This is a genomic window from Streptomyces sp. JH34, assembly GCF_029428875.1.
Taxonomy (GTDB): Bacteria; Actinomycetota; Actinomycetes; order Streptomycetales; family Streptomycetaceae; genus Streptomyces.
The window spans coordinates 2,433,102-2,451,461 of sequence record NZ_JAJSOO010000001.1 but is presented as its reverse complement, the minus strand read 5'-3'; the positions used below and the strand labels follow the sequence as shown (position 1 = coordinate 2,451,461).

Below are 18,360 nucleotides of genomic sequence, written 5' to 3'. Positions count from 1 at the left end.
GTGAGATGGACGCATTGCCGCTGGTGGCGCTCGTCGCGGCAAGCGCGGCGGTCGCGGGGGCCGCCCGCCGCACCCCCGTGCCCGCCCCGCTGCTGCTGGTCGCCGCGGGGCTGCTGGCCTCGTACCTGCCGGGGGTGCCGGACTACACGCTGGACGCGCACATCGTCCTGCCCCTGCTGCTGCCGCCGCTGCTGTACACGGCGGCGGTCGACAGCTCGTACCTCGACCTGCGGGCCAATCTGCGTCCCGTCGCCCTGCTCTCCGTCGGCTACGTGCTCTTCGCGACGTTCGCGGTCGGGTGGCTGGCCTATCTCCTCGTGCCGGACCTGCCGCTCACCGCGGCGCTGGTGCTCGGCGCCGTCATCGCCCCGCCCGACGCCGTCACCGCCGCGGCGATCGCCCGCCGGGTGGGCCTGCCCGCCCGGGTCACCACGATCCTGCAGGGCGAGTCCCTGGTGAACGACGCCACCGCGATCACCGCCTTCAAGGTGGTCCTCGCCGCGGCGGTCGGTCAGGGCATGAGCTGGGGCGAGGGCATCGGGGAGTTCCTGCTGGCCTCCGTCGGGGGTGTCGGCGTCGGCCTGCTGCTGATGGTGCCGCTGCACTGGCTGCGCACCCACCTCAAGGAGGCGCTGCTCCAGAACACCCTGTCGCTGCTGATCCCCTTCGTGGCGTACGCGGCCGCGGAGCGGGTGCACGCCTCCGGTGTGCTCGCCGTGGTCGTCGTCGCGCTCTACCTGGGGCACCGCTCCTGGCAGGTCGACTTCGCGACCCGGCTCCAGGAGGCGGCGGTCTGGAAGATGGTCGCGTTCGTCCTGGAGTCCGCGGTCTTCGCGCTGATCGGACTGCAGCTGCCCTTCGTCCTGAAGGGGCTGGGAGCGTACGGCGTGGGCGAGGCGTTCCAGTACGCGGTGCTCGTGTTCGTCGCCGTGGTGGTGGTGCGCTTCGTCTGGGTGTACCCCGCGAGCTATCTGCCCCCGTGGCTCTCCCGGCGTGTCCGGGAGCGCGAGGGGCCGCTGCCCCGGACGTCCCCCCTGATCATCAGCTGGGCCGGGATGCGGGGCGTCGTCTCGCTCGCCATCGCGTTCTCCATCCCCGTGGTCACGCACGACGGGGAGGACTTCCCCGCACGCAACCTGGTGCTGTTCCTGACCTTCACGACCGTCATCGGGACACTCGTCGTCCAGGGGCTGAGCCTGCCCCTCATGGTGCGCGTACTGAAGCTCCCGGGACGCGACGCGCGCGCCGAGACGCTGGCCGAGGCCCAGGCGCAGAGCGAGGCGTCCACGGTCGCGGACGCCCGGCTGGAGGCGCTGCTCGCCGACCCGCGCAACGCGCTGCCCGACCCCCTCACCCAGCGCCTGCGCGCGGTCATGGAACGGCGCCGCAACGCCGTGTGGGAGAGGCTCGGCCGGGCGAATCCGGTCACCGGGGAGTCGGCCGACGACACCTACCGCCGACTGGCGAGGGAGATGATCGCCGCCGAGCGGGAGGTGTTCGTGCGCCTCAGGGACGAGCGGCGGATCGACGACGAGATGCTGCGCGCCCTGCTGCGCCGGCTGGACCTGGAGGAGGCCGCCGCCTACCGGGAGTCGGACGGCGCCTCGTGACCCCGGGGCCTCAGGGCCGTCCCGTGACGACCGCGGTGACCGAGGACCCGGTCGGGAAGGCGCCCTCCCCGGCGAGCACGGTCAGCCCGTACAGGAGTTTGGCCACATACAGTCGTTCGACGGGCAGCCCGTGCCGGTCCTCGAAGTCGTCGGCGAACGCGTGCAGCTCCGGTGTCGTCCGGGCGTACCCGCCGAAGTGGAAGCGTTCGTCCAGCGACCAGCTGCCTGCCGGGGCGCCGAACGCCTCCTGCTGCAGAGTGCGCACCGCGGCACCCAGGAACCCGCCCCGCAGGACGGGTATCCCCAGGGCGCGCTGCTGGTCGCCGAGCCCGGCGGCCAGCCCGGCGAGGGTGCCGCCGGTGCCGCAGGCGACCGCCACCGTGCCGGTCCGGCCGCGCAGTTCGCGGCCGAGCTCTGTGCAGCCCTCTGCGGCGAGCGCGTTGCTGCCGCCCTCCGGGACGACCGCGCAGTCCCCGAAGAGGCTCAGCAGGCCCTCCAGGACCTCGGGTGCGGTCTTCGCGCGGTAGGTCGCGCGGTCCACGAAGTGCAGACGCATGCCGTCGGCCGCGCACTGTGCGAGGGAGGGGTTCAGCGGGCGGTGGGCCAGCTCGTCGCCCCGGACGACGCCGACGGTGGGGAAGCCCAGGAGGCGCCCGGCGGCGGCCGTGGCGCGGAGGTGGTTCGACCAGGCCCCGCCGAAGGTCAGCACCGTGCGGCCGGCGGCGGCCCGGAGGTTGGGGGCGAGCTTGCGCCACTTGTTGCCCGGCAGGTCTGGGTGGATCAGATCGTCGCGCTTGAGCAGCAGGGTCACGCCGTGACGTGCGAAGCGCTCGTCCTCGGCCGGCTGCAGGGGTGAGGGAAGCACCGGCTGCAGCCGGGAGAGGTCGAGCGCTCCGTGGTCCATGCCTCCATTGTGTGCCGCTCCGTGCGGCCTACTTCAGGCGGTCGTGGATCCGGTTGCGCATCCCCGTCATGGAGAAGCCGCGCGGGTCCACCTTGCCGGGCTGCCACTCCCGGTGTCCGATGACCGAGGGGGCGTCCCAGCCGTGGAAGCGGCAGACCGCCGCGGCGGCCTTCTCGACCGCCTCGAGCTGGACGGCGGGCCAGGGGTCCTTCCCGTCGCCGAGGTTCTCGCACTCGAAGCCGTAGAAGTGCCGGTTGCCGTCGGTGTTGGACTCGTTGTCCGGCGGCAGCCGCTTCTCGGCGACGACGGCGCGCAGGACGTCGTCGTCCCCGAGGCCGGCGTGGTTGGCGCGGCCGTAGCCGACCAGGTGGACCCGGCCGTCCTTGGCGATCACACCGTGGCAGAGCGGACCCGGCAGGCCCGAGTAGCCGTCGCGGCAGATCTCGACCGTGCGGGCCGTGCCCTTGGTGACGGTGTGGTGCAGCATCACACCGTGCACCGGCCCCCAGGGGCCCTTGTGGTTGCGGTTGTGCGTACGCCAGTCGCCGACCTGGACGACGGTGAGTCCCTCGGCCTTGAGGGCCTTGAGGAAGTTGCTCGCGGACATGGGTGAGGACATGGGCCGACTCCTTCGTTCGCAGGGGAGCGTGTCCGTACAGCGCTTCTACCGGAACATGAGGCTCCGGCAAACCTGTTCGGGCACTGTTCGCGCCGTGTGCGATGCGATCCGGACAGTCCGCGAGTGCCCCGGGGGGCCGCGCTCAGTCCTGGCTCAGTCCTGGGCGAGCCACAGATCGGGACCGAACACCTCGTAGTGGATGTCGGCCGCCGCCACCCCCTTGCCGAGGAGCTGCGAGCGGACGGCGCGCATGAAAGGGAGCGGTCCGCAGAGGTAGGCGCGGGTCCCCGGGGCGACGGCCACGCCGCTCAGGTCGACGGTCCCGGCGCGGTCCGTACCGCCGGACGGGCCGGGCTCCGGGTTCTCGTACCAGAAGTGGGAGACGGCGCCGGGGAGCCTGCCGGTGAGCGCCGTGTGGTCCGCGCGCAGCGCGTGGTCGGCGGGCGACCGGTCGCCGTGGACCACCGTGACCGGCGAACCGTGCCCCTCCTCCACCAGGTGCTCCAGCATCGCCAGGACCGGGGTGCAGCCGATGCCGGCCGAGGCGAGCAGCAGCGGGGCGCCGGCCCCGTCGAGCACCAGGTCGCCGTACGGTGCCGAGACGCGCAGCACGTCGCCGGCGTGCAGCCGCTCGTGCAGGTGCGCGGAGACCTCACCCTCCGGGCCGGCCTCGCCCCGCACCCGCTTGACCGAGAAGGAGCGCGTGGCGGAGCGGGGAGTGCCGGTGAGGCTGTACTGGCGTATCTGTCGGGCGCCGTCGGGCAGTTCCACCTGGACGGAGACGTACTGACCCGGCCGGAAGGCCGGGGCGGGCGCGCCGTCGGCGGGGGTGATGCGGAAGGTGGCGACGTCGGGGGTGTCCTCGACGCGGGAGGTCACCGTCCAGTCGCGCCACACGTCGCCCGCCGTCACCTTCTGCTGCGCGTAGAGCCGTTCCTCGATGGCGATCAGAGCGTTGGCCATCAGCCAGTAGACCTCGTCCCAGGCCGCGGCGACCTCGGGGGTGACGGCATCGCCGAGCACCTCGGCGATCGCGGCGAGGAGATGGGTGTGGACGATCTCGTACTGCGGGGCGGTGATGCCCAGCGAGGCGTGCTTGTTGGCGATGCGGCCCAGCATCACGTCGGGCCGGGTCCCCGGGTTCTCGACGAGCTGGGTGGCGAAGGCGGCGATGGACCCGGCGAGCGCCCTGCGCTGTGTGCCGGAGGCCTGGTTGCCCCGGTTGAAGAGGTCCCGGAGCAGCTCGGGGTGGGCCTCGAAGAGCTTTCGGTAGAAGAGGTCCGCGATGTCCCCGATGGCCGCTCCCACGGCGGGGAGGGTGGCTCGGACGGTGGCGGTCGACGTCTCGGAGAGCATCGGTTGACTCCTCGGGTGCGGAGGCGGGCCGACTGCGGACGGCCCGGTTAATTGGTATGTGAGATGCCTATTTTTGAACGGCGTGAGCCGGTCGCCGTGCCCCGCGGGGTCCGGCGGCCGGGTTCGGTGGATCAGTCCGCGGCCGGGCGGCCGCGGCTGATTCCGAGCAGCAGCGGGCCGGTGGGGGAGGCGGTGAGGTCGCTGACCGTGAGCGGGTCGAGAGAGGCGTAGAAGGCCTCTTCGGCCCGGCGCAGCGCCGAGCGGAGCCGGCAGGCGGAACGCAGCGGGCACGGGGTGTCGCCCTCGCATTCGACGACCTCGCCCGGTCCTTCCAGCTCCCTCACCAGGGTGCCGATCGAGGCCGACCGGCCCGCGGTGGTGAGGGAGAGGCCTCCGCCCCGGCCTCGTCGTGCGTCGACGAGGCCGAGGTGCTGGAGGCGGGCGACGACCTTGGCCGCATGGGTGTAGGGCACCTCCATGGCGGCCGCCACGTCGCGGGTGGTCGGCGGGTCCTCGCCCTCCGTCGTGACGGTCAGGCGCATGAGTACCCGCAGCGCCACATCGGTGAATCGCGTCAGCCGCATGGGGGCAGCGTAGATAAATTGCATCGGGGATGCAACTTAGGGTGCCCGTTCCCGGGAGGAGGAGGCGCGTCATCATGGAGGGGCGCGGCCCCGTGACGGATGCGGGGCGCGCGTGGGCGAGAGAGGTGGTCAGCGGCCGTGCGGAAGCCGAACGCAGCCGACGGGATCCCGGCGGGCAAAGTCGTCACCGACCCGGACAGCCTGGGCCGGTACGCGCACGACGAGGCGGAGTGGGCCCCGGCCGGGCTGCCCCTCGCCGTCGTACGGCCGCAGGACACCGAAGAGGTCCGGGCCGTCGTCGCGTACTGTGCCGAGCACCTGATCCCCGTGGTCCCGCGCGGTGCCGGTACGGGCCTGTCGGGCGGCGCGAACGCCGTGGACGGCGCCGTCGTCCTCTCCTTCGAGGACATGAACCGGATCCTGCGCATCGATCCGGTGGAGCGCCTCGCCGTCGTCCAGCCGGGCGTCGTCAACGACGACCTGCGTGCCGCGTGCGCCGAGCAGGGCCTCTGGTACCCGCCGGACCCGGCGAGCTCGCCCTGGTCCACCATCGGCGGCAACGCGGCCACCAACGCGGGCGGCATGTGCTGCGTCAAGTACGGCGTGACCCGCGACTACGTGCTCGGGCTGGAGGCCGTCAACGGCCTCGGCGAGGTCGTGCGGATGGGCCGGCAGACCGCGAAGGGGGTCGCCGGATACGACCTGTGCGGTCTCTTCGTCGGCTCCGAGGGCACTCTCGGCGTGATCACCGAGATCACCGTGAAGCTGCGCGGAGCGCGTCCCGCCGAGCGGACGGTGGCGGGCTTCTTCGACTCGGTCGTCGCGGCCGGCGACGCGGTGAGCCGGGTGACGGCCGCGGGCGTCGTGCCCTCGGCACTCGAACTCCTCGACCGGCACTGCCTGAAGGCCGTGGACGAGTGGAAGAACATGGGCCTCTCCGCGGACGCGGACGCGATCCTGCTCGGCCGGGTGGACACCCCCGGAGCCGCGGGCGACGCCGAGGCGGAGACCGTACGGGCGTGCTTCGCGGAGGCCGGCGCGGCCTGGGCCGAGGTCTCCACCGACCAGGCGGAGGCGGACGCCCTGTTCCAGGCCAGGCGGCTCGCCTACCCGGCGCTGGAGCGGCTGGGACCGGTACTCACCGAGGACGTGGTCGTGCCGCGATCCCGGGTGCCGCAGATGCTTGCGCGCATCGAGGGGATCGCGGCCGAGCGCGAGGTCCTCATCGCCAACATCGCCCACGCGGGCGACGGCAACCTCCACCCCCTCATCATCACCGAACCCGGCGACGACGCGGCCAGGGCGCGCGCCCAGCTCGCCTTCGAGGACATCCTCGACGCGGCGATCTCCCTCGGCGGCACGGTCACCGGTGAACACGGTGTGGGGCTGCTGAAGATGGGTGGAATGGGCCGCGAGGTGGGACCCGTCAACCTGGCCATGCAGCGCGCGGTCAAGGCGGCCCTGGACCCGCTCGGCATCCTCAACCCCGGCAAGGTCGTCGTGTCGGGAGTGCCGCTCGCACCCTGAACGGCCCTGCCCGCAGTGGTCGCCGGGCCCGGCGGCACCCGGCGCGCGCCCGTTCGTCGCCGGATTCGCGCGCCCTGGTGGGGCCGGTCCCGTGGCACCGGCGCCAGCGGACCGGCCGGGGGCCGCGGCCCGTACTCCCGGCCGTGTCCGGCCCCGGATGCGGTCGGCATGCCCCGACCCCGGCCCGAATAGTCACACTCTTTTGTGTAATAGCGCGCCGTGTCCTCCGGCTGCAAGTCTTCTCGACGCAGGTCAGACCATGATCGAGAGGATGTCGGATGTCCGTTGGTGAAGAGGTTCGCGACACGCAGCCGCCGCAGCAGCAGAGTCTCGGCACAGCGGCTGCGCGGAACCTCGCGACGACGACCAAGTCCGCCCCGCAGATGCAGGAAATCACCTCGCGGTGGCTGCTGCGCATGCTCCCCTGGGTGCAGGTGCAGGGCGGCACCTACCGGGTGAACCGCAGGCTGAGTCATTCGGTCGGGGACGGCAGGGTGACGTTCGTCCAGACGGGCGACCGGGTCGCGGTCATCCCCGCCGAGCTCGGGGAGCTCCCCGCCCTGCGTGACTTCGCCGACGAGGACGTGCTGAGCGAGCTGGCCCGCAGGTGCGAGCAGCGTGACGTCGAGGCCGGCGAGGTGCTCGCCGCGGCCGGCGACGCGGCGGACCGTGTCCATCTGCTGGCCCACGGCAAGGTCGAGAAGATCGGGACCGGCCCGTACGGCGACGAGACGGTACTCGGAGTCCTCGCCGACGGCGCCTACTTCGGCGACCACGTCCTGGTCGACGGCGACGCGGCCTGGGAGTACACGGCCCGCGCGGTGACCGCCTGCACCCTGCTGACCCTGCGCCGGTCGGACGTGCTCAACCTCGCCGCCCGGGCGGACTCGCTCCGCGACCACCTCGCCGGGCTGCTCGCCATCCCGCACCAGCGGACCAACCCCTACGGCGAGGCGGAGATCGACCTCTCGGCGGGGCACGTGGGGGAGAGCGTCGTCCCGCACACCTTCGTGGACTACGAGTCGGCGCCCCGTGAATACGAACTCAGCGTCGCCCAGACCGTGCTGAAGGTCCACAGCAGGGTGGCCGACCTCTACAACCAGCCGATGAACCAGACCGAGCAGCAGCTGCGGCTGACGGTCGAGGCGCTGCGTGAGCGCCAGGAGCACGAGCTCGTCAACAACCGCGAGTTCGGCCTGCTCAACAACTGCGACTACGGGCAGCGGATCCAGCCCCACGACGGCGCGCCCGGTCCCGACGACATGGACGAGCTCCTGTCGCGGCGGCGCGGATCGAACCTGTTCCTCGCGCACCCCCGGGCCATCGCCGCCTTCGGCCGTGAGTGCAACAAGCGCGGCCTGGTCCCGGAGAGCGTCGAGGTCGGCGGGCACCACGTGCCCGCCTGGCGCGGGGTGCCGATCTTCCCCTGCAACAAGATCCCGGTCACCGACGCCCGCACCACGTCGATCATCTGCATGCGGACCGGCGAGGCGGACCAGGGAGTCATCGGGCTCCAGCAGAGCGGCATCCCGGACGAGATCGAGCCGAGCCTCTCGGTGCGCTTCATGGGCATCGACGAGCAGGCGATCATCTCGTACCTCGTGACGGCGTACTACTCCGCCGCGGTGCTGGTGCCCGACGCCCTCGGGGTCCTGGAGAACGTGGAGGTCAGCCGCTGGCGGTGATGCTCCCCGGGGCCCGGGCGCCCGACGCCCGGGCCCCGGCAGGCCGAGGCCGCGACCACGGTGCCCGGTGGCACCCGGAAGGAGTGACCGTGACCATGACCAGTACGGATGCCGCGATGGAGGAGGACAAGGCCGTCGCGCTCCTGGAGCGCACCCGTGACACCGTCGACCCGCATCTGCGGGCGGCCGTCGAGACGCTGCCCGGGGCGATACGCCGGGTCGCCATGTACCACTTCGGCTGGCGGGACGCCGGCGGGACGCCCGCGTCCGGTCAGTCCGGCAAGGCCATCCGGCCGGCGCTCGTCCTGGCCGCCGCCCGTGCGCTGGGAGGGGACCCGGAGGCCGCGACGCGGGCAGCCGTCGCCGTGGAACTGGCACACAACTTCACCCTGCTCCACGACGACGTCATCGACGAGGACACCACACGCCGGCACCGGCCCACGGCCTGGGCGGTGTTCGGTGTGCCGGACGCCGTCATCACGGGCGACGCCATGTTCTCGCTCGCCCTCCGCCTCCTGACGGACGACCCGCACCCGGCGTCCCCGCACGCGGCGGTACGGCTCTCCACCTGCGTCATCGAACTCTGCGCGGGCCAGCAGGCCGACTGCGGTCTGGAGGACCGCGGCCCCGACGACGTCACGCTGGACGAGTGCCTGGCCATGGCCATGGCCAAGACCGGCGCCCTGCTCGGCTGCGCGTGCGCTCTGGGCGCGCTCTACGCGGGAGCGGACGAGAGGGCCGTGCGCGCCATGGACGGCTTCGGGAGGGAGGCGGGTCTCGCCTTCCAGCTCATCGACGACCTGATCGGCATCTGGGGGGACACGGCGCGCACGGGCAAACCGGTCGGGGCCGACCTGACCGCCCACAAGAAGTCCCTGCCGGTGGTCGCCGCGCTCACCTCGGGCACCCCGGCGGCCGCCGAGCTCGCCTCGCTCTACCGGGGCGCCATGAACACGCCTGGGGAGGTGAGGAGCGCCGCCGACGCGGTCGATCGGGCGGGCGGGCGTGACTGGGCCCAGACCGCCGCCGCGGACCGGATGGCCCGGGCCGTCCACCATCTGTCCCGCGCGGTCCCCGACCCGGCGGCCGCGGGAGACCTGCTGGCCCTGGCCGAGTTCGTCACCCGCAGAACCCACTGAACCGGACCGCCCACGATCGGTGACGAAGGCCAACTCTAGTATTCCGTCCGTCGGTTGACACGAACCACCGTGGGAAGAAGGGGCGGGCACGGTCATGGGCGTACGCGTACGGCAGGCGGAGCAGCGGGACAGGGACCAGGTCGTCCGGATCCTGGAGGAGGCGTTCCACCACGATCCGGTGAGCAGCTGGGTCTTTCCGGACGAGGAGCACCGGCGTGCGGTGCACGGGAAGTTCCTCGGCGTCTTCGCCGACGTCACGCTGGAGGAAGGCCGTGTCGACCTGCTGGAGGACGGCACGGCGACGGCCCTCTGGCTCGATGTGCCCGCGGGCGTGCCGGAGGAGGACGACACCCCCGCGCTCATGAGGGAGACCGCCGACCCCGACAACGAGCGGGCCGAGCTGGTGGGGAGGCTGACGGGCGCGGTCCATCCCCACGACCGCGCGCACGCCTACCTGCTGATGATCGGCGTCTCGCCCGAGCGGCAGGGGGAGGGGATCGGGGAGGCGCTGATGAGAGGGGTGCTGGAGCGATGCGACCGGGAGGGGACTCCCGCCTATCTGGAGGCGAGCAGCGCGCGCAGCCGCGGACTCTACGAGCGGCTCGGCTTCACCTTCACGGGACGGACCGTCGACCTTCCCGGGGGTCCGTCGATGTGGCCCATGTGGCGTGAGCCGCAGGCCTGATGAGGGGCTCCTGCCACCGGGGCCACGTAGGGGAGGGTGCCGCCGGGCGTGTCCGCGGGCCGGGCTACAGTCCCTGCTCATGACAGATGAGTCGTGGGCAGGCTGGTACCGGGACCGTCATGGTTCCGAGGCCGTCATTCTCACCACGGACGGACAGCAGCTCCGCATCCGGGTCCGGGGCACGGACTTCGAGGGCGAGAGCTTCGACGGCCTGAGCCCCGTGGCGGGCGCGCCGGCCCCGGAAGGGCTGTTCGACCTGGTGGACGGCGTGCTCGACGACTGCGTCCTGGAGTGGGACCTCCCGCTCCCCGTTCTCGTGGCCGGCACGGTCCGTCAGGCCACGCTCAGGTGCCTGCTGTCCCGGCGCAGGGCGGATCCGGACCTGTATCTGGCCCTTCATCTGGACGGCGCCGTGTACGAGTCGAACCGGGCCGAGGGCGACTTCGCCGCCGCGCTGGCCACGGTGCAGCGGGTCCTGCCGCCGGACATGTATCTGCAGACGTGCATCGCCTGCGCCTTCTCGGACTACTTCCCGGCCCCGGCGCGGGACCTCTCCGGAGGGCTCGCCTGCTTCCGCGGCGCGAAGGACGCCTACCGCGACGTGGCGGGCGGGGAGGACGTCGCGGGCCTCTGGGACCGGCGCACCGGATCCGTCCAGGAGATATGGAGCTGCCGGGAGTTCGAACCGCGACCGGCGCACGGCGCCGGAACGGGGCACCGGGGGGCCTTCCCGCTCGAACCCGCCTGAGGCGGGCCTTCCCCGCGGGAACCACCGCGGGGCCGCTCCGCCGAGGCGGAACGACCCCTGTGCCGGGTGACGGGGTTGTGCGAGGAGTCGCGTCAGGAGGTGGCGCGGGCGAGCGCGGCCGCGAAGCCGTTCTGCCACAGGCTGTTCACCTTCGAGCGCTCGGTGGCGTTCGGGTAGGCGTTCGTGCAGGACGTGCCGGGGCCGCCGCCGGACATGAGCTCGCTGCACGGACCGGTGTAGTGGTCGGGCAGGCCCAGCACGTGCCCGGTCTCATGGGCGGTGACCCGGGTCGAGTTGTACTGCTGGTTCTGGGCGTAGTCCAGGAAGATGTAGCCGCTGCCGTGGCCGTTCGTGCTCGCGTACGAACCCCGCGAGTCGTTGCCCTCGCGGTAGGTGAAGTCGGGGTTCGACCCCTCCTGCAGCTTGACGTTGCTGACCGAGCTGTTCCAGATGCTGGTGCTGCTCGCTATCTGGTTGCGGAAGCTGGGGGCGTTGGTGGTGCTGTAGACGACGGTGACCGCCGCGGCGCCCGGGTTCGCGGCCCGCTTCTCGGCGACCGACTTCATGACGGCGTCGAAGAAGGCCTTGTTCGCCTTGGCGTTCTCGCTCGAGCCGGCGTACGCGGCGTAGCCGGCCTGCGCGGTGTCGACGGTGGTCGCGGACGAGGGTGACGGTGCGGCGGCGATCGCGGGGGTGGTGCCCAGCGAGGCGGCGAGGCCGAGTCCGAGACCGGCCACGGCTGACATGACGGCTGTCCTGGGGTGTCTCATGGGGGGTGTCTCCTGCCTGTCCGATGAACCCCTTCCGGGTAGCCGGAGGGGGAACGGGGGGGGAACGGGTGGGGGGTACGGAGAGAGTCTCGGGGCAGCCGGGCCCGCGGCGGATGATGTCAACCGGCGATAGCGCCGCCCTATCGCCGGGTCGGCGCGTGCGGGCGGACGGGCGCGAAGCACACAGAATCAGCACAGTGCCGGTCGCCCCTACACCCCCTGAATAGGCCCGGTTGATGGGGGTTGGGGCATCTGGTGCTCGACGTGCGAACAGCCATACCCTCGCCGTCATGGAGCTCGAGGTGAGGCACCTCAGGGCGCTCTGCGCCATCGCCGACACGGGCAGCCTGCACCAGGCGGCACGGCGGCTCGGCGTCAGCCAGCCCTCGTTGACCACCCAGCTCCAGCGGATCGAGAAGAGCATGGGCGCCGAGCTCTTCCGCCGCGGGAGGACCGGCTGCCGCCCGACCCTCCTGGGACGTGCCGTCCTCAGCCGTGCCCGTCCTCTGGTCGACGGCATGTCGGCCCTGGTCGGCGCCGCGATCGCGGAGGCCGAGGCCGCCCGGGCCGGTGGCCCGGGCCTGCGCATCGGGTCCACCGCGAGCCGGGTCATCGGCGGCTGGCTGCGCGGACTGCGGGTGAGGCTGCCCGGCACCGACATCTCGCTCCGGGTGGACGTCTCCGCCCGGGCGCTGCTGGGGGAGGTGGCGGCCGGCCGGCTCGACGTCGCCTTCGTGCACGAGGTCGAGGGCTGCCCGCTCGCGATCCCGGACGGACTCGTCCAGCGCGTACTCGTGGAGCGGGAACCGCAGTTCATCTCCCTGGCCCGGGACCACCCCGCAGCGGGACGGCCGGTGGTGGACCTCGACGACCTGGCGGGTGACCGGTGGATGGTCGATCCCTCGGTGGACGGGGAGTGGGACGGGGTCCGGCGGGTCCTCGGCGCGGCGGGCCTCGATCCGCCCGTGCTGCACGGCGACTACCTCACGGCGGCCTCCCTCGTCGTACTCGGGGAGGCGGTCGCCCCCTGCCAGCCGACCTCGGGCCCGCGCGACGACATGGCGATCCGCCCGCTGCGCGGCGACCCGCTGGCGGTCCGGCTGCTGCTGGTCTCGCGGCGGGGCGCGGACACGGACGCGGTGTACGGGGAACTGGAAGCGGCCTACCGCGACGCGGCGCGGCGGGCCGAGGACTACCACCGGTGGCTGCTGCGCCACCGCAGTCCCCTCGCGCACACGTCCTGAGCCGTAGGTTCCCCGTTCTGCCGAGAGCGACGTCCCGTTGTCCCCGCCCGTTCCGGCGGGCACGATCGCCGTATGAGGCTCCTGATGCTGGGCGGTACGGAATTCGTCGGACGCGCCGTCACCGAAGCCGCGCTCGCACGCGGGTGGGAGGTCACGGCCTTCCACCGCGGCCACCACGCGGCACCTGCCGGGGCGCGCACGCTGACCGGCGACCGGACGACGGGCGAGGACGGCCTCCGGGCACTGGCCGACGGCACCTGGGACCTGGTCGTCGACACCTGGAGCGGCGCCCCCTCGGCCGTGCGGGACGCGGCCCGGCTGCTGTCGGGCAGAGCCGGGCACTTCAGCTATGTCTCCAGCAGGTCCGTGTACGCCTACGCCGCCCGGGCCGGGCTTGCGGAGGAAGGACCCCTGGTGGCCGGCGCCTCTGCCGACGCCGGCCCCGACGTCTCCTACGCCCTGGCCAAACGCGGTGGGGAGCTCGCCGCGCTCGACGCCTTCGGCGACCGGGCGCTGCTGGCCCGGGCCGGACTGATCCTCGGCCCCGGGGAGAACATCGGCCGTCTGCCGTGGTGGCTGGGCCGGACCGCCCGGGGTGGACCCGTCGTCGCGCCGGGACCGCCGGACGCCGGGATCCAGTACATCGACGCCCGTGACCTTGCGGGCTGGCTGCTGGACGCCGCGGCCGACGGCCTGTCAGGGGCGTACAACACCGTGAGCCGTCCCGGGCACGCGACCATGGGTGAACTCCTGGACACCTGCGTCCAGGTCACCGGATCCCGGGCCCGACTGCGGTGGACCGATCCGGAGGTGCTCCTCGCCGCGGGTGTCGAGCCGTGGACGGACCTGCCGGTGTGGTTGCCCGCCGGGGAGCTGCACGACACCCTGCACATGGGTGACGTCACCAAGGCGCACGCGGCCGGACTGCGCTGCAGACCGGTCGCCGATACGGTCGCCGACACCTGGGCCTGGATGCGGGCACTGGGTGGCACGGTCCCGCGGCGGCCGGACCGGCCGGCCGTCGGTCTCGACGCGCAGACCGAGGCGAAGCTCCTCGGGACGCCCGGCTGCCCTTAACGTGGCCCGATGACCGAACAGTTGCTGCACCTCACCGAAGAGCCCCTGTGGGAAGCCGCCCGCACGGCGGGGACGTACGAGATGTCCACCAGGGGCCGCACCCTGGGGGACGAGGGGTTCATCCACTGCTCGCTGCCTCATCAGCTCCCGGCGGTGGCGAGGGCGGTGTACGGTGCCGGCGCCGAGGGCCTGGTGGTCCTCGTCATCGACACCGGCCGGCTCACGGCGCCCGTCCGGTACGAGGCCATGGAGCCGGGCGGCGAGGAGTTCCCGCACATCTACGGTCCGCTGCCGGCGAGCGCGGTCGTGGAGGTGCGCCCCTGGCGCCCCTCGGACGACCACGCCGCGCGCTCCGTGCACGGGGAGGCCCGGTGATCAGCCCTCTCGTCGCGGTGACCGGCGCGAGCGGCGCGGTCGGCGGCAGGGTGGCCGAGAGGCTGGCCCGGACCGGCGTCCCCGTGCGCCTCCTCGGCCGGAACCCCGCCCGGCTGCCCCGTCTGCCCGGCGCGGTGGCCGCGCCCCCGGCCGCGTACGGCGACGGTGAGGCCATGCGCCGCGCCCTCGACGGTGCGCACACCCTGTTCCTCGTCTCGGCGCACGAGAGTCCTGGCCGGGTGCTGGAGCACACCACGGCGGTGGACGCGGCCCTCGCCGCGGGAGTCGAGCGCATCGTGTACGTCTCGTTCCTCGGTGCCGCACCGGACGCGACGTTCACGTTCGCCCGCGACCACTGGCACACCGAGGCGCACGTCCGGACGACCGGAGTGCGCCACACGTTCCTGAGGGACAGCTGGTACCTCGCGGGGATTCCCGCGATGACGGGGTCCGACGGCGTCCTCCGCGGCCCCGGAGGCGAGGGGCGGGTCTCGGCCGTCTCCCACGAGGACATCGCGGACTCGGCGTCGGCCGTCCTGCTGGACGAGGGCACGGACCACGACGGCGCCACGTACGACCTCACGGGCCCCGAGGCGTTCACCCTGGCCGAGGCGGCCGAAGAGCTGAGCCGGTGCACCGGCCGCACGGTCCGGTACGTGCCCGAGACCGAGCAGGAGGCGTACGCCTCGCGGGCACACCACGGCGCCGAGGACTGGGAGGTGGCCGGCTGGGTCACGTCGTACGAGGCGATCGCCGCCGGCGAGCTCGGAACGGTCTCGGACGCCGTCCCCACCCTCACGGGGCGGCCGGCCATGAGCCTGTCCGGCTACCTGAGGGACAACCCGGACAGCTACCGCCACCTCCTGCCGGCGCCCTGACCCCGGCCCACGGGTGCGGGAGCGTCCTCCCGCACCCGTGGGCCGTGCGAGGCGGGCCCGGCCGGGTGCCGGTCGGTTCGCATCGCTCCGGGGGCCGCCGGTGCAGACCCGCCCTGTCCGGGCCGATTCGGGCATTCGGGCCGTGTCATTCCCGTGGCCTCCACGGGACGTGCACAACTGCTGCTCAGGATCCGGACTACGCCCCCTGTGCACACCTGGGCGAGTTGCTAGCTTGGCCTGAAACCGATGTGTCCACCGGGCGCGACGGGCTGGGTCAGGTATGCGGGGGAAGGGTTGCCCATGGCATGGGACGAGTGGGAGCAGCTGAAGGCGGACTCGGCCGATCGGCATTCGACCGGGATGCGGTTGAACCAGCTCGACCCGGGTGACGGCGGTTCCGGGGCTCTGCCCGTGCAGACGGGCGACCTCAAGGTGGGCCACGACGATCTGACGAAGATCGGCAGTCAGGCGCACGAGCTCTACGACAACCTCTGGGGCAAGGCCCGGGTGGCCATTCCCAGCAGCGACAAGGCCGCCGGTGACCTGAGCGGTCAGGGCTTCGCGCTGGGCGGCGGGCTCAAGCACGTGTCGACCCGGTGGGACGAGCAGCTGAAGTCGCTCATGGACGCGTGCGCCCACATCTCGAACCACATGCAGGTCACCAAGAACGTGCACGCCGGTGACGAGCACTACATCCACCGGCAGGTGAGCAGCATCGCCGCCCTGGACGCCGGATTCGACGAGCGGGTCGGCGAGCCGGGCAAGAAGAACCCGGCGTACGAGCCGAAGAAGTAGCGGCGCGGACACAGACGTACAGGAGAAACGACACCTCATGGATCTCGATGCGCTGCGCTTCGCCAACTTCTCGACGCTCGACGACGCCGTCTCCGACTGGGGCCTGCTCGTACGGCACCTCGTCGACCTGGAGAAGCAGGCCGAGGACGGGTTGCACACGGCCGCCAACAAGGCCGACTGGGCCGGCATGAACGCCACGGTCACCAAGGAGTTCATCGGCAAGACCGCGGGTGAGTTCACCGACGCCCACACGCAGGCCAACACCATTCACAAGATCCTCAGCGACACCCGGGACGAGCTCCGGCAGTACAAGAAGGACCTCGATGCGGCCATCAGCCGCGGTCACAAGAAGAACCTGACCGTCACCAGCAACGGCGACGGCGGTTTCACCGTCACCATGAACATCCACCCGGACCGGGCCGCGAAGGGCACGTCCGTCCCCGAGCACAGCGAGAGTGACGTCACCGCGCTGCGCGACGAGGTGCAGGGGATCCTCAAGAAGGCGTCGGAGAGCGACGACTCGGCGAGCAAGGTGCTGACCGCGATAGCCGATCAGGCCGAGATGGGCTTCTCGGACGCCGACTACAAGGACCGCGACTCCGCGGCGGAGGCCGTCCAGGCCGCGGAGGACCTCTCCAAGATCGCGGCGAAGAAGCCCGAGGACCTCACCCCCGCCGACTTCGACAAGATCAACGACGGTCTGGCCAGGTACAAGGACGACCCGCTGTTCGCCGAGCGGTTCGCCACACAGCTCGGGCCCCGGAAGACCCTCGAGTTCTGGCAGGGCATCAACGATCCCGCCGTGAACCCGAACGTGGGCCGTGAACGGCTCGACGAACTCGACGACCTCCAGCGCAATCTCGGCCTGACGCTCGCGACCGCCACGCAGAGCGACTCCGCCGACATGACGAGCTGGAAGGGCAACATGATCAAGCTCGGTGACCAGCCCATCGGGCGGGACGGCGGCGGCCCCATGGGCTTCCAGGTCATGAGCAACCTGATGCGGACCGGCGACTACGACGACCAGTTCCTCAAGAGCTACGGCACCCAGCTCATGGAGACGGAGCGCAGGCTCACCGGCAACGGCGAGCACGCCAACATGGCGTGGCAGCACATGGGCATGGACCCGTGGCTCAACCGGATCGGTGACGACAGCGGCGACGACCCGCTGACCGGTTTCCTCAAGGGGCTGTCGAACAGCCCGGACGCGGCGACCGACTTCTTCAACGAGGAGTACGTCTCCAAGGACGACTCCCCCTTCGAGCGCGACACGGACGGTAACGGCAAGAACGGGAAGGTTCCGCTCTCCAACTTCCAGTACCTGTTCGAGGAGCGGGAGTGGCCGCAGGAGAGCAACCTCCAGGGCGACGACGACAACACGGGGCGCAACAATCTCGCCCTCGCCCTGGAGGCCGCCACGACAGGGCACCCGGCGGGCGAACTGCCGACCGCGGACACTCCGGCCCACGACGAGGGGCAGACCGAGCTCTTCGAGTCCATCGTGTCCTCCATCTCGGACGACAACGAACGGCTCACGAAGCACGGCTACATGTCCGACAGCATCGGCCAGATCACCTCGGAGTACCTGCCTGACATCAACCGGGCCATGACCGACGACCAGGACGAGGACACGAACAAGCTGTTCCCCGTCGCCGGCAGCTCCGCCGTGCTCAACCACCGCGACGTGAACGCCCTGCTGGTGACCGTCGGACAGAACCCCGAGGGGTACGCGGCGGTCGAGGTCGCCAACAAGTCGTACATGGCGAACCTCATGGACTACCACATGAACCCGGACCTGCCGGCCGACGAGCGCTACTCGAAGGACACACAGTTCGCCATCGAGCAGATCGCCCACGGGTCGGGCGAGGTGTCCGGCACGCTGGCCATCGGCCGCCAGGAGGCGGTCGCCGGGCCCGCCGACGAAGCCGACAAGAAGTTCGACCAGTCCGTGGGGCAGTGGAAGAACGCCATCTCCGGAGGCATCGGCACGGGGATCGGCGTCGGCACGTCGTTCATCGCCAGCCCGGTCGGAGGCGCGGTGGCCGGAGGCGTGGCGGGCACGGCGAGCAGCATGGTCCTCGAAGCCCTCTTCAAGGACGCCGAGGGGCACGCCAAGGACGACGCGGGATCCGTCATGGGCGAGAGGTGGGAGAGCGGCCTCGACCAGAACGCGGGGTACACCGAGAAGGCCGCGGAGAGCGCGGCGAAGGCGCACCACCGCGAGGACCTGATGGACGCCAGCATCGACGAGAAGGCGCGCGTGGCCGCCCAGGAGGGGTTCCGGGCCGCGGGTACGAACACCGACTTCATGTCCCCGCACTTGAAGACGGACATCTGATCGAATCTCCGGGGCGGCGCCCGCCG

Annotated in this window: 17 protein-coding genes; 12 read left to right on the top strand and 5 right to left on the bottom strand. The window is 72.0% G+C overall.

Features of this window, described 5'->3' with window-relative positions:
• Nucleotides 1-5: 5 nt before the first annotated feature.
• Complete coding sequence (locus tag LWJ43_RS10540; RefSeq protein ID WP_277332025.1) at nt 6-1,610, top strand: Na+/H+ antiporter; 1,605 nt, start codon at nt 6-8, stop codon at nt 1,608-1,610.
• A 10-nt stretch (nt 1,611-1,620) separates the two neighbouring features.
• Here LWJ43_RS10540 and LWJ43_RS10535 read toward each other — a convergent pair whose 3' ends face one another.
• From LWJ43_RS10535 to LWJ43_RS10520, 4 genes are all read right to left on the bottom strand, one after another.
• On the bottom strand, nt 1,621-2,514 hold the full coding sequence (locus tag LWJ43_RS10535; protein WP_277332024.1) for a 1-aminocyclopropane-1-carboxylate deaminase/D-cysteine desulfhydrase: 894 nt from the start codon (nt 2,512-2,514) through the stop codon (nt 1,621-1,623).
• A 28-nt stretch (nt 2,515-2,542) separates the two neighbouring features.
• Nucleotides 2,543-3,133, bottom strand: coding sequence for a peptidoglycan recognition protein family protein (locus LWJ43_RS10530; RefSeq protein ID WP_277332023.1), 591 nt, complete (start codon nt 3,131-3,133; stop codon nt 2,543-2,545).
• A gap of 153 nt (nt 3,134-3,286) precedes the next feature.
• Nucleotides 3,287-4,489, bottom strand: coding sequence for a globin domain-containing protein (locus tag LWJ43_RS10525; protein ID WP_277332022.1), 1,203 nt, complete (start codon nt 4,487-4,489; stop codon nt 3,287-3,289).
• A gap of 131 nt (nt 4,490-4,620) precedes the next feature.
• Nucleotides 4,621-5,073, bottom strand: coding sequence for an RrF2 family transcriptional regulator (locus LWJ43_RS10520; RefSeq protein ID WP_277332021.1), 453 nt, complete (start codon nt 5,071-5,073; stop codon nt 4,621-4,623).
• 99 nt (nt 5,074-5,172) lie between these two features.
• Here LWJ43_RS10520 and LWJ43_RS10515 point away from each other — a divergent pair, with 99 nt between their 5' ends.
• The 5 genes from LWJ43_RS10515 to LWJ43_RS10495 all read left to right on the top strand — a co-directional run bounded on the left by LWJ43_RS10515 (nt 5,173) and on the right by LWJ43_RS10495 (nt 10,857).
• The gene (locus LWJ43_RS10515) at nt 5,173-6,600 is read left to right on the top strand and encodes an FAD-binding oxidoreductase (protein WP_277332020.1); all 1,428 of its coding nucleotides are present in this window, start codon (nt 5,173-5,175) and stop codon (nt 6,598-6,600) included.
• Between the two features lie 278 nt (nt 6,601-6,878).
• Nucleotides 6,879-8,285 (top strand): family 2B encapsulin nanocompartment shell protein, encoded by a 1,407-nt coding sequence (locus LWJ43_RS10510; protein WP_277332019.1) that lies wholly within the window; start codon nt 6,879-6,881, stop codon nt 8,283-8,285.
• Between the two features lie 95 nt (nt 8,286-8,380).
• Nucleotides 8,381-9,424 carry a family 2 encapsulin nanocompartment cargo protein polyprenyl transferase gene (locus LWJ43_RS10505; protein ID WP_277332018.1) on the top strand — a complete coding sequence of 348 codons (1,044 nt, stop codon included), beginning with the start codon at nt 8,381-8,383 and terminating at the stop codon, nt 9,422-9,424.
• Nucleotides 9,425-9,518: 94 nt separating this feature from the next.
• Entirely contained in the window at nt 9,519-10,109 is a 591-nt protein-coding gene (locus LWJ43_RS10500) for a GNAT family N-acetyltransferase (protein WP_277332017.1), read from the top strand.
• 79 nt (nt 10,110-10,188) lie between these two features.
• Entirely contained in the window at nt 10,189-10,857 is a 669-nt protein-coding gene (locus tag LWJ43_RS10495) for a DUF6304 family protein (protein ID WP_277332016.1), read from the top strand.
• 92 nt (nt 10,858-10,949) lie between these two features.
• Here LWJ43_RS10495 and snpA read toward each other — a convergent pair whose 3' ends face one another.
• Nucleotides 10,950-11,627 (bottom strand): snapalysin, encoded by a 678-nt coding sequence (gene snpA, locus LWJ43_RS10490; RefSeq protein WP_277332015.1) that lies wholly within the window; start codon nt 11,625-11,627, stop codon nt 10,950-10,952.
• A gap of 290 nt (nt 11,628-11,917) precedes the next feature.
• Here snpA and LWJ43_RS10485 point away from each other — a divergent pair, with 290 nt between their 5' ends.
• From LWJ43_RS10485 to LWJ43_RS10460, 6 genes are all read left to right on the top strand, one after another.
• Nucleotides 11,918-12,871: a LysR family transcriptional regulator gene (locus tag LWJ43_RS10485; RefSeq protein WP_277332014.1), complete on the top strand. Its 954-nt coding sequence runs from the start codon at nt 11,918-11,920 to the stop codon at nt 12,869-12,871.
• Between the two features lie 84 nt (nt 12,872-12,955).
• Nucleotides 12,956-13,948, top strand: coding sequence for an NAD-dependent epimerase/dehydratase family protein (locus tag LWJ43_RS10480; protein WP_277335855.1), 993 nt, complete (start codon nt 12,956-12,958; stop codon nt 13,946-13,948).
• Between the two features lie 9 nt (nt 13,949-13,957).
• The gene (locus LWJ43_RS10475) at nt 13,958-14,323 is read left to right on the top strand and encodes a DUF952 domain-containing protein (RefSeq protein WP_277332013.1); all 366 of its coding nucleotides are present in this window, start codon (nt 13,958-13,960) and stop codon (nt 14,321-14,323) included.
• The gene (locus tag LWJ43_RS10470) at nt 14,320-15,201 is read left to right on the top strand and encodes an SDR family oxidoreductase (RefSeq protein ID WP_277332012.1); all 882 of its coding nucleotides are present in this window, start codon (nt 14,320-14,322) and stop codon (nt 15,199-15,201) included. The genes LWJ43_RS10475 and LWJ43_RS10470 overlap by 4 nt, the downstream gene beginning before the upstream one ends.
• A gap of 300 nt (nt 15,202-15,501) precedes the next feature.
• Nucleotides 15,502-15,996: a hypothetical protein gene (locus LWJ43_RS10465; protein WP_277332011.1), complete on the top strand. Its 495-nt coding sequence runs from the start codon at nt 15,502-15,504 to the stop codon at nt 15,994-15,996.
• Nucleotides 15,997-16,033: 37 nt separating this feature from the next.
• A complete protein-coding gene (locus tag LWJ43_RS10460) occupies nt 16,034-18,334 on the top strand; it encodes a hypothetical protein (protein WP_277332010.1) in 2,301 nt (766 codons plus the stop codon).
• Nucleotides 18,335-18,360: the final 26 nt, after the last annotated feature.

Excerpts from the sequence above, each read along its gene's own strand:
- LWJ43_RS10540 (WP_277332025.1), top strand. The coding sequence starts at position 6 with ATGGACGCATTGCCGCTGGTGGCGCTCGTCGCGGCAAGCGCGGCGGTC.
- LWJ43_RS10535 (WP_277332024.1), bottom strand. The coding sequence starts at position 2,514 with ATGGACCACGGAGCGCTCGACCTCTCCCGGCTGCAGCCGGTGCTTCCC.
- LWJ43_RS10530 (WP_277332023.1), bottom strand. The coding sequence starts at position 3,133 with ATGTCCTCACCCATGTCCGCGAGCAACTTCCTCAAGGCCCTCAAGGCC.
- LWJ43_RS10525 (WP_277332022.1), bottom strand. The coding sequence starts at position 4,489 with ATGCTCTCCGAGACGTCGACCGCCACCGTCCGAGCCACCCTCCCCGCC.
- LWJ43_RS10520 (WP_277332021.1), bottom strand. The coding sequence starts at position 5,073 with ATGCGGCTGACGCGATTCACCGATGTGGCGCTGCGGGTACTCATGCGC.
- LWJ43_RS10515 (WP_277332020.1), top strand. The coding sequence starts at position 5,173 with ATGCGGGGCGCGCGTGGGCGAGAGAGGTGGTCAGCGGCCGTGCGGAAG.
- LWJ43_RS10510 (WP_277332019.1), top strand. The coding sequence starts at position 6,879 with ATGTCCGTTGGTGAAGAGGTTCGCGACACGCAGCCGCCGCAGCAGCAG.
- LWJ43_RS10505 (WP_277332018.1), top strand. The coding sequence starts at position 8,381 with ATGACCAGTACGGATGCCGCGATGGAGGAGGACAAGGCCGTCGCGCTC.
- LWJ43_RS10500 (WP_277332017.1), top strand. The coding sequence starts at position 9,519 with ATGGGCGTACGCGTACGGCAGGCGGAGCAGCGGGACAGGGACCAGGTC.
- LWJ43_RS10495 (WP_277332016.1), top strand. The coding sequence starts at position 10,189 with ATGACAGATGAGTCGTGGGCAGGCTGGTACCGGGACCGTCATGGTTCC.
- snpA (WP_277332015.1), bottom strand. The coding sequence starts at position 11,627 with ATGAGACACCCCAGGACAGCCGTCATGTCAGCCGTGGCCGGTCTCGGA.
- LWJ43_RS10485 (WP_277332014.1), top strand. The coding sequence starts at position 11,918 with ATGGAGCTCGAGGTGAGGCACCTCAGGGCGCTCTGCGCCATCGCCGAC.
- LWJ43_RS10480 (WP_277335855.1), top strand. The coding sequence starts at position 12,956 with ATGCTGGGCGGTACGGAATTCGTCGGACGCGCCGTCACCGAAGCCGCG.
- LWJ43_RS10475 (WP_277332013.1), top strand. The coding sequence starts at position 13,958 with ATGACCGAACAGTTGCTGCACCTCACCGAAGAGCCCCTGTGGGAAGCC.
- LWJ43_RS10465 (WP_277332011.1), top strand. The coding sequence starts at position 15,502 with ATGGCATGGGACGAGTGGGAGCAGCTGAAGGCGGACTCGGCCGATCGG.
- LWJ43_RS10460 (WP_277332010.1), top strand. The coding sequence starts at position 16,034 with ATGGATCTCGATGCGCTGCGCTTCGCCAACTTCTCGACGCTCGACGAC.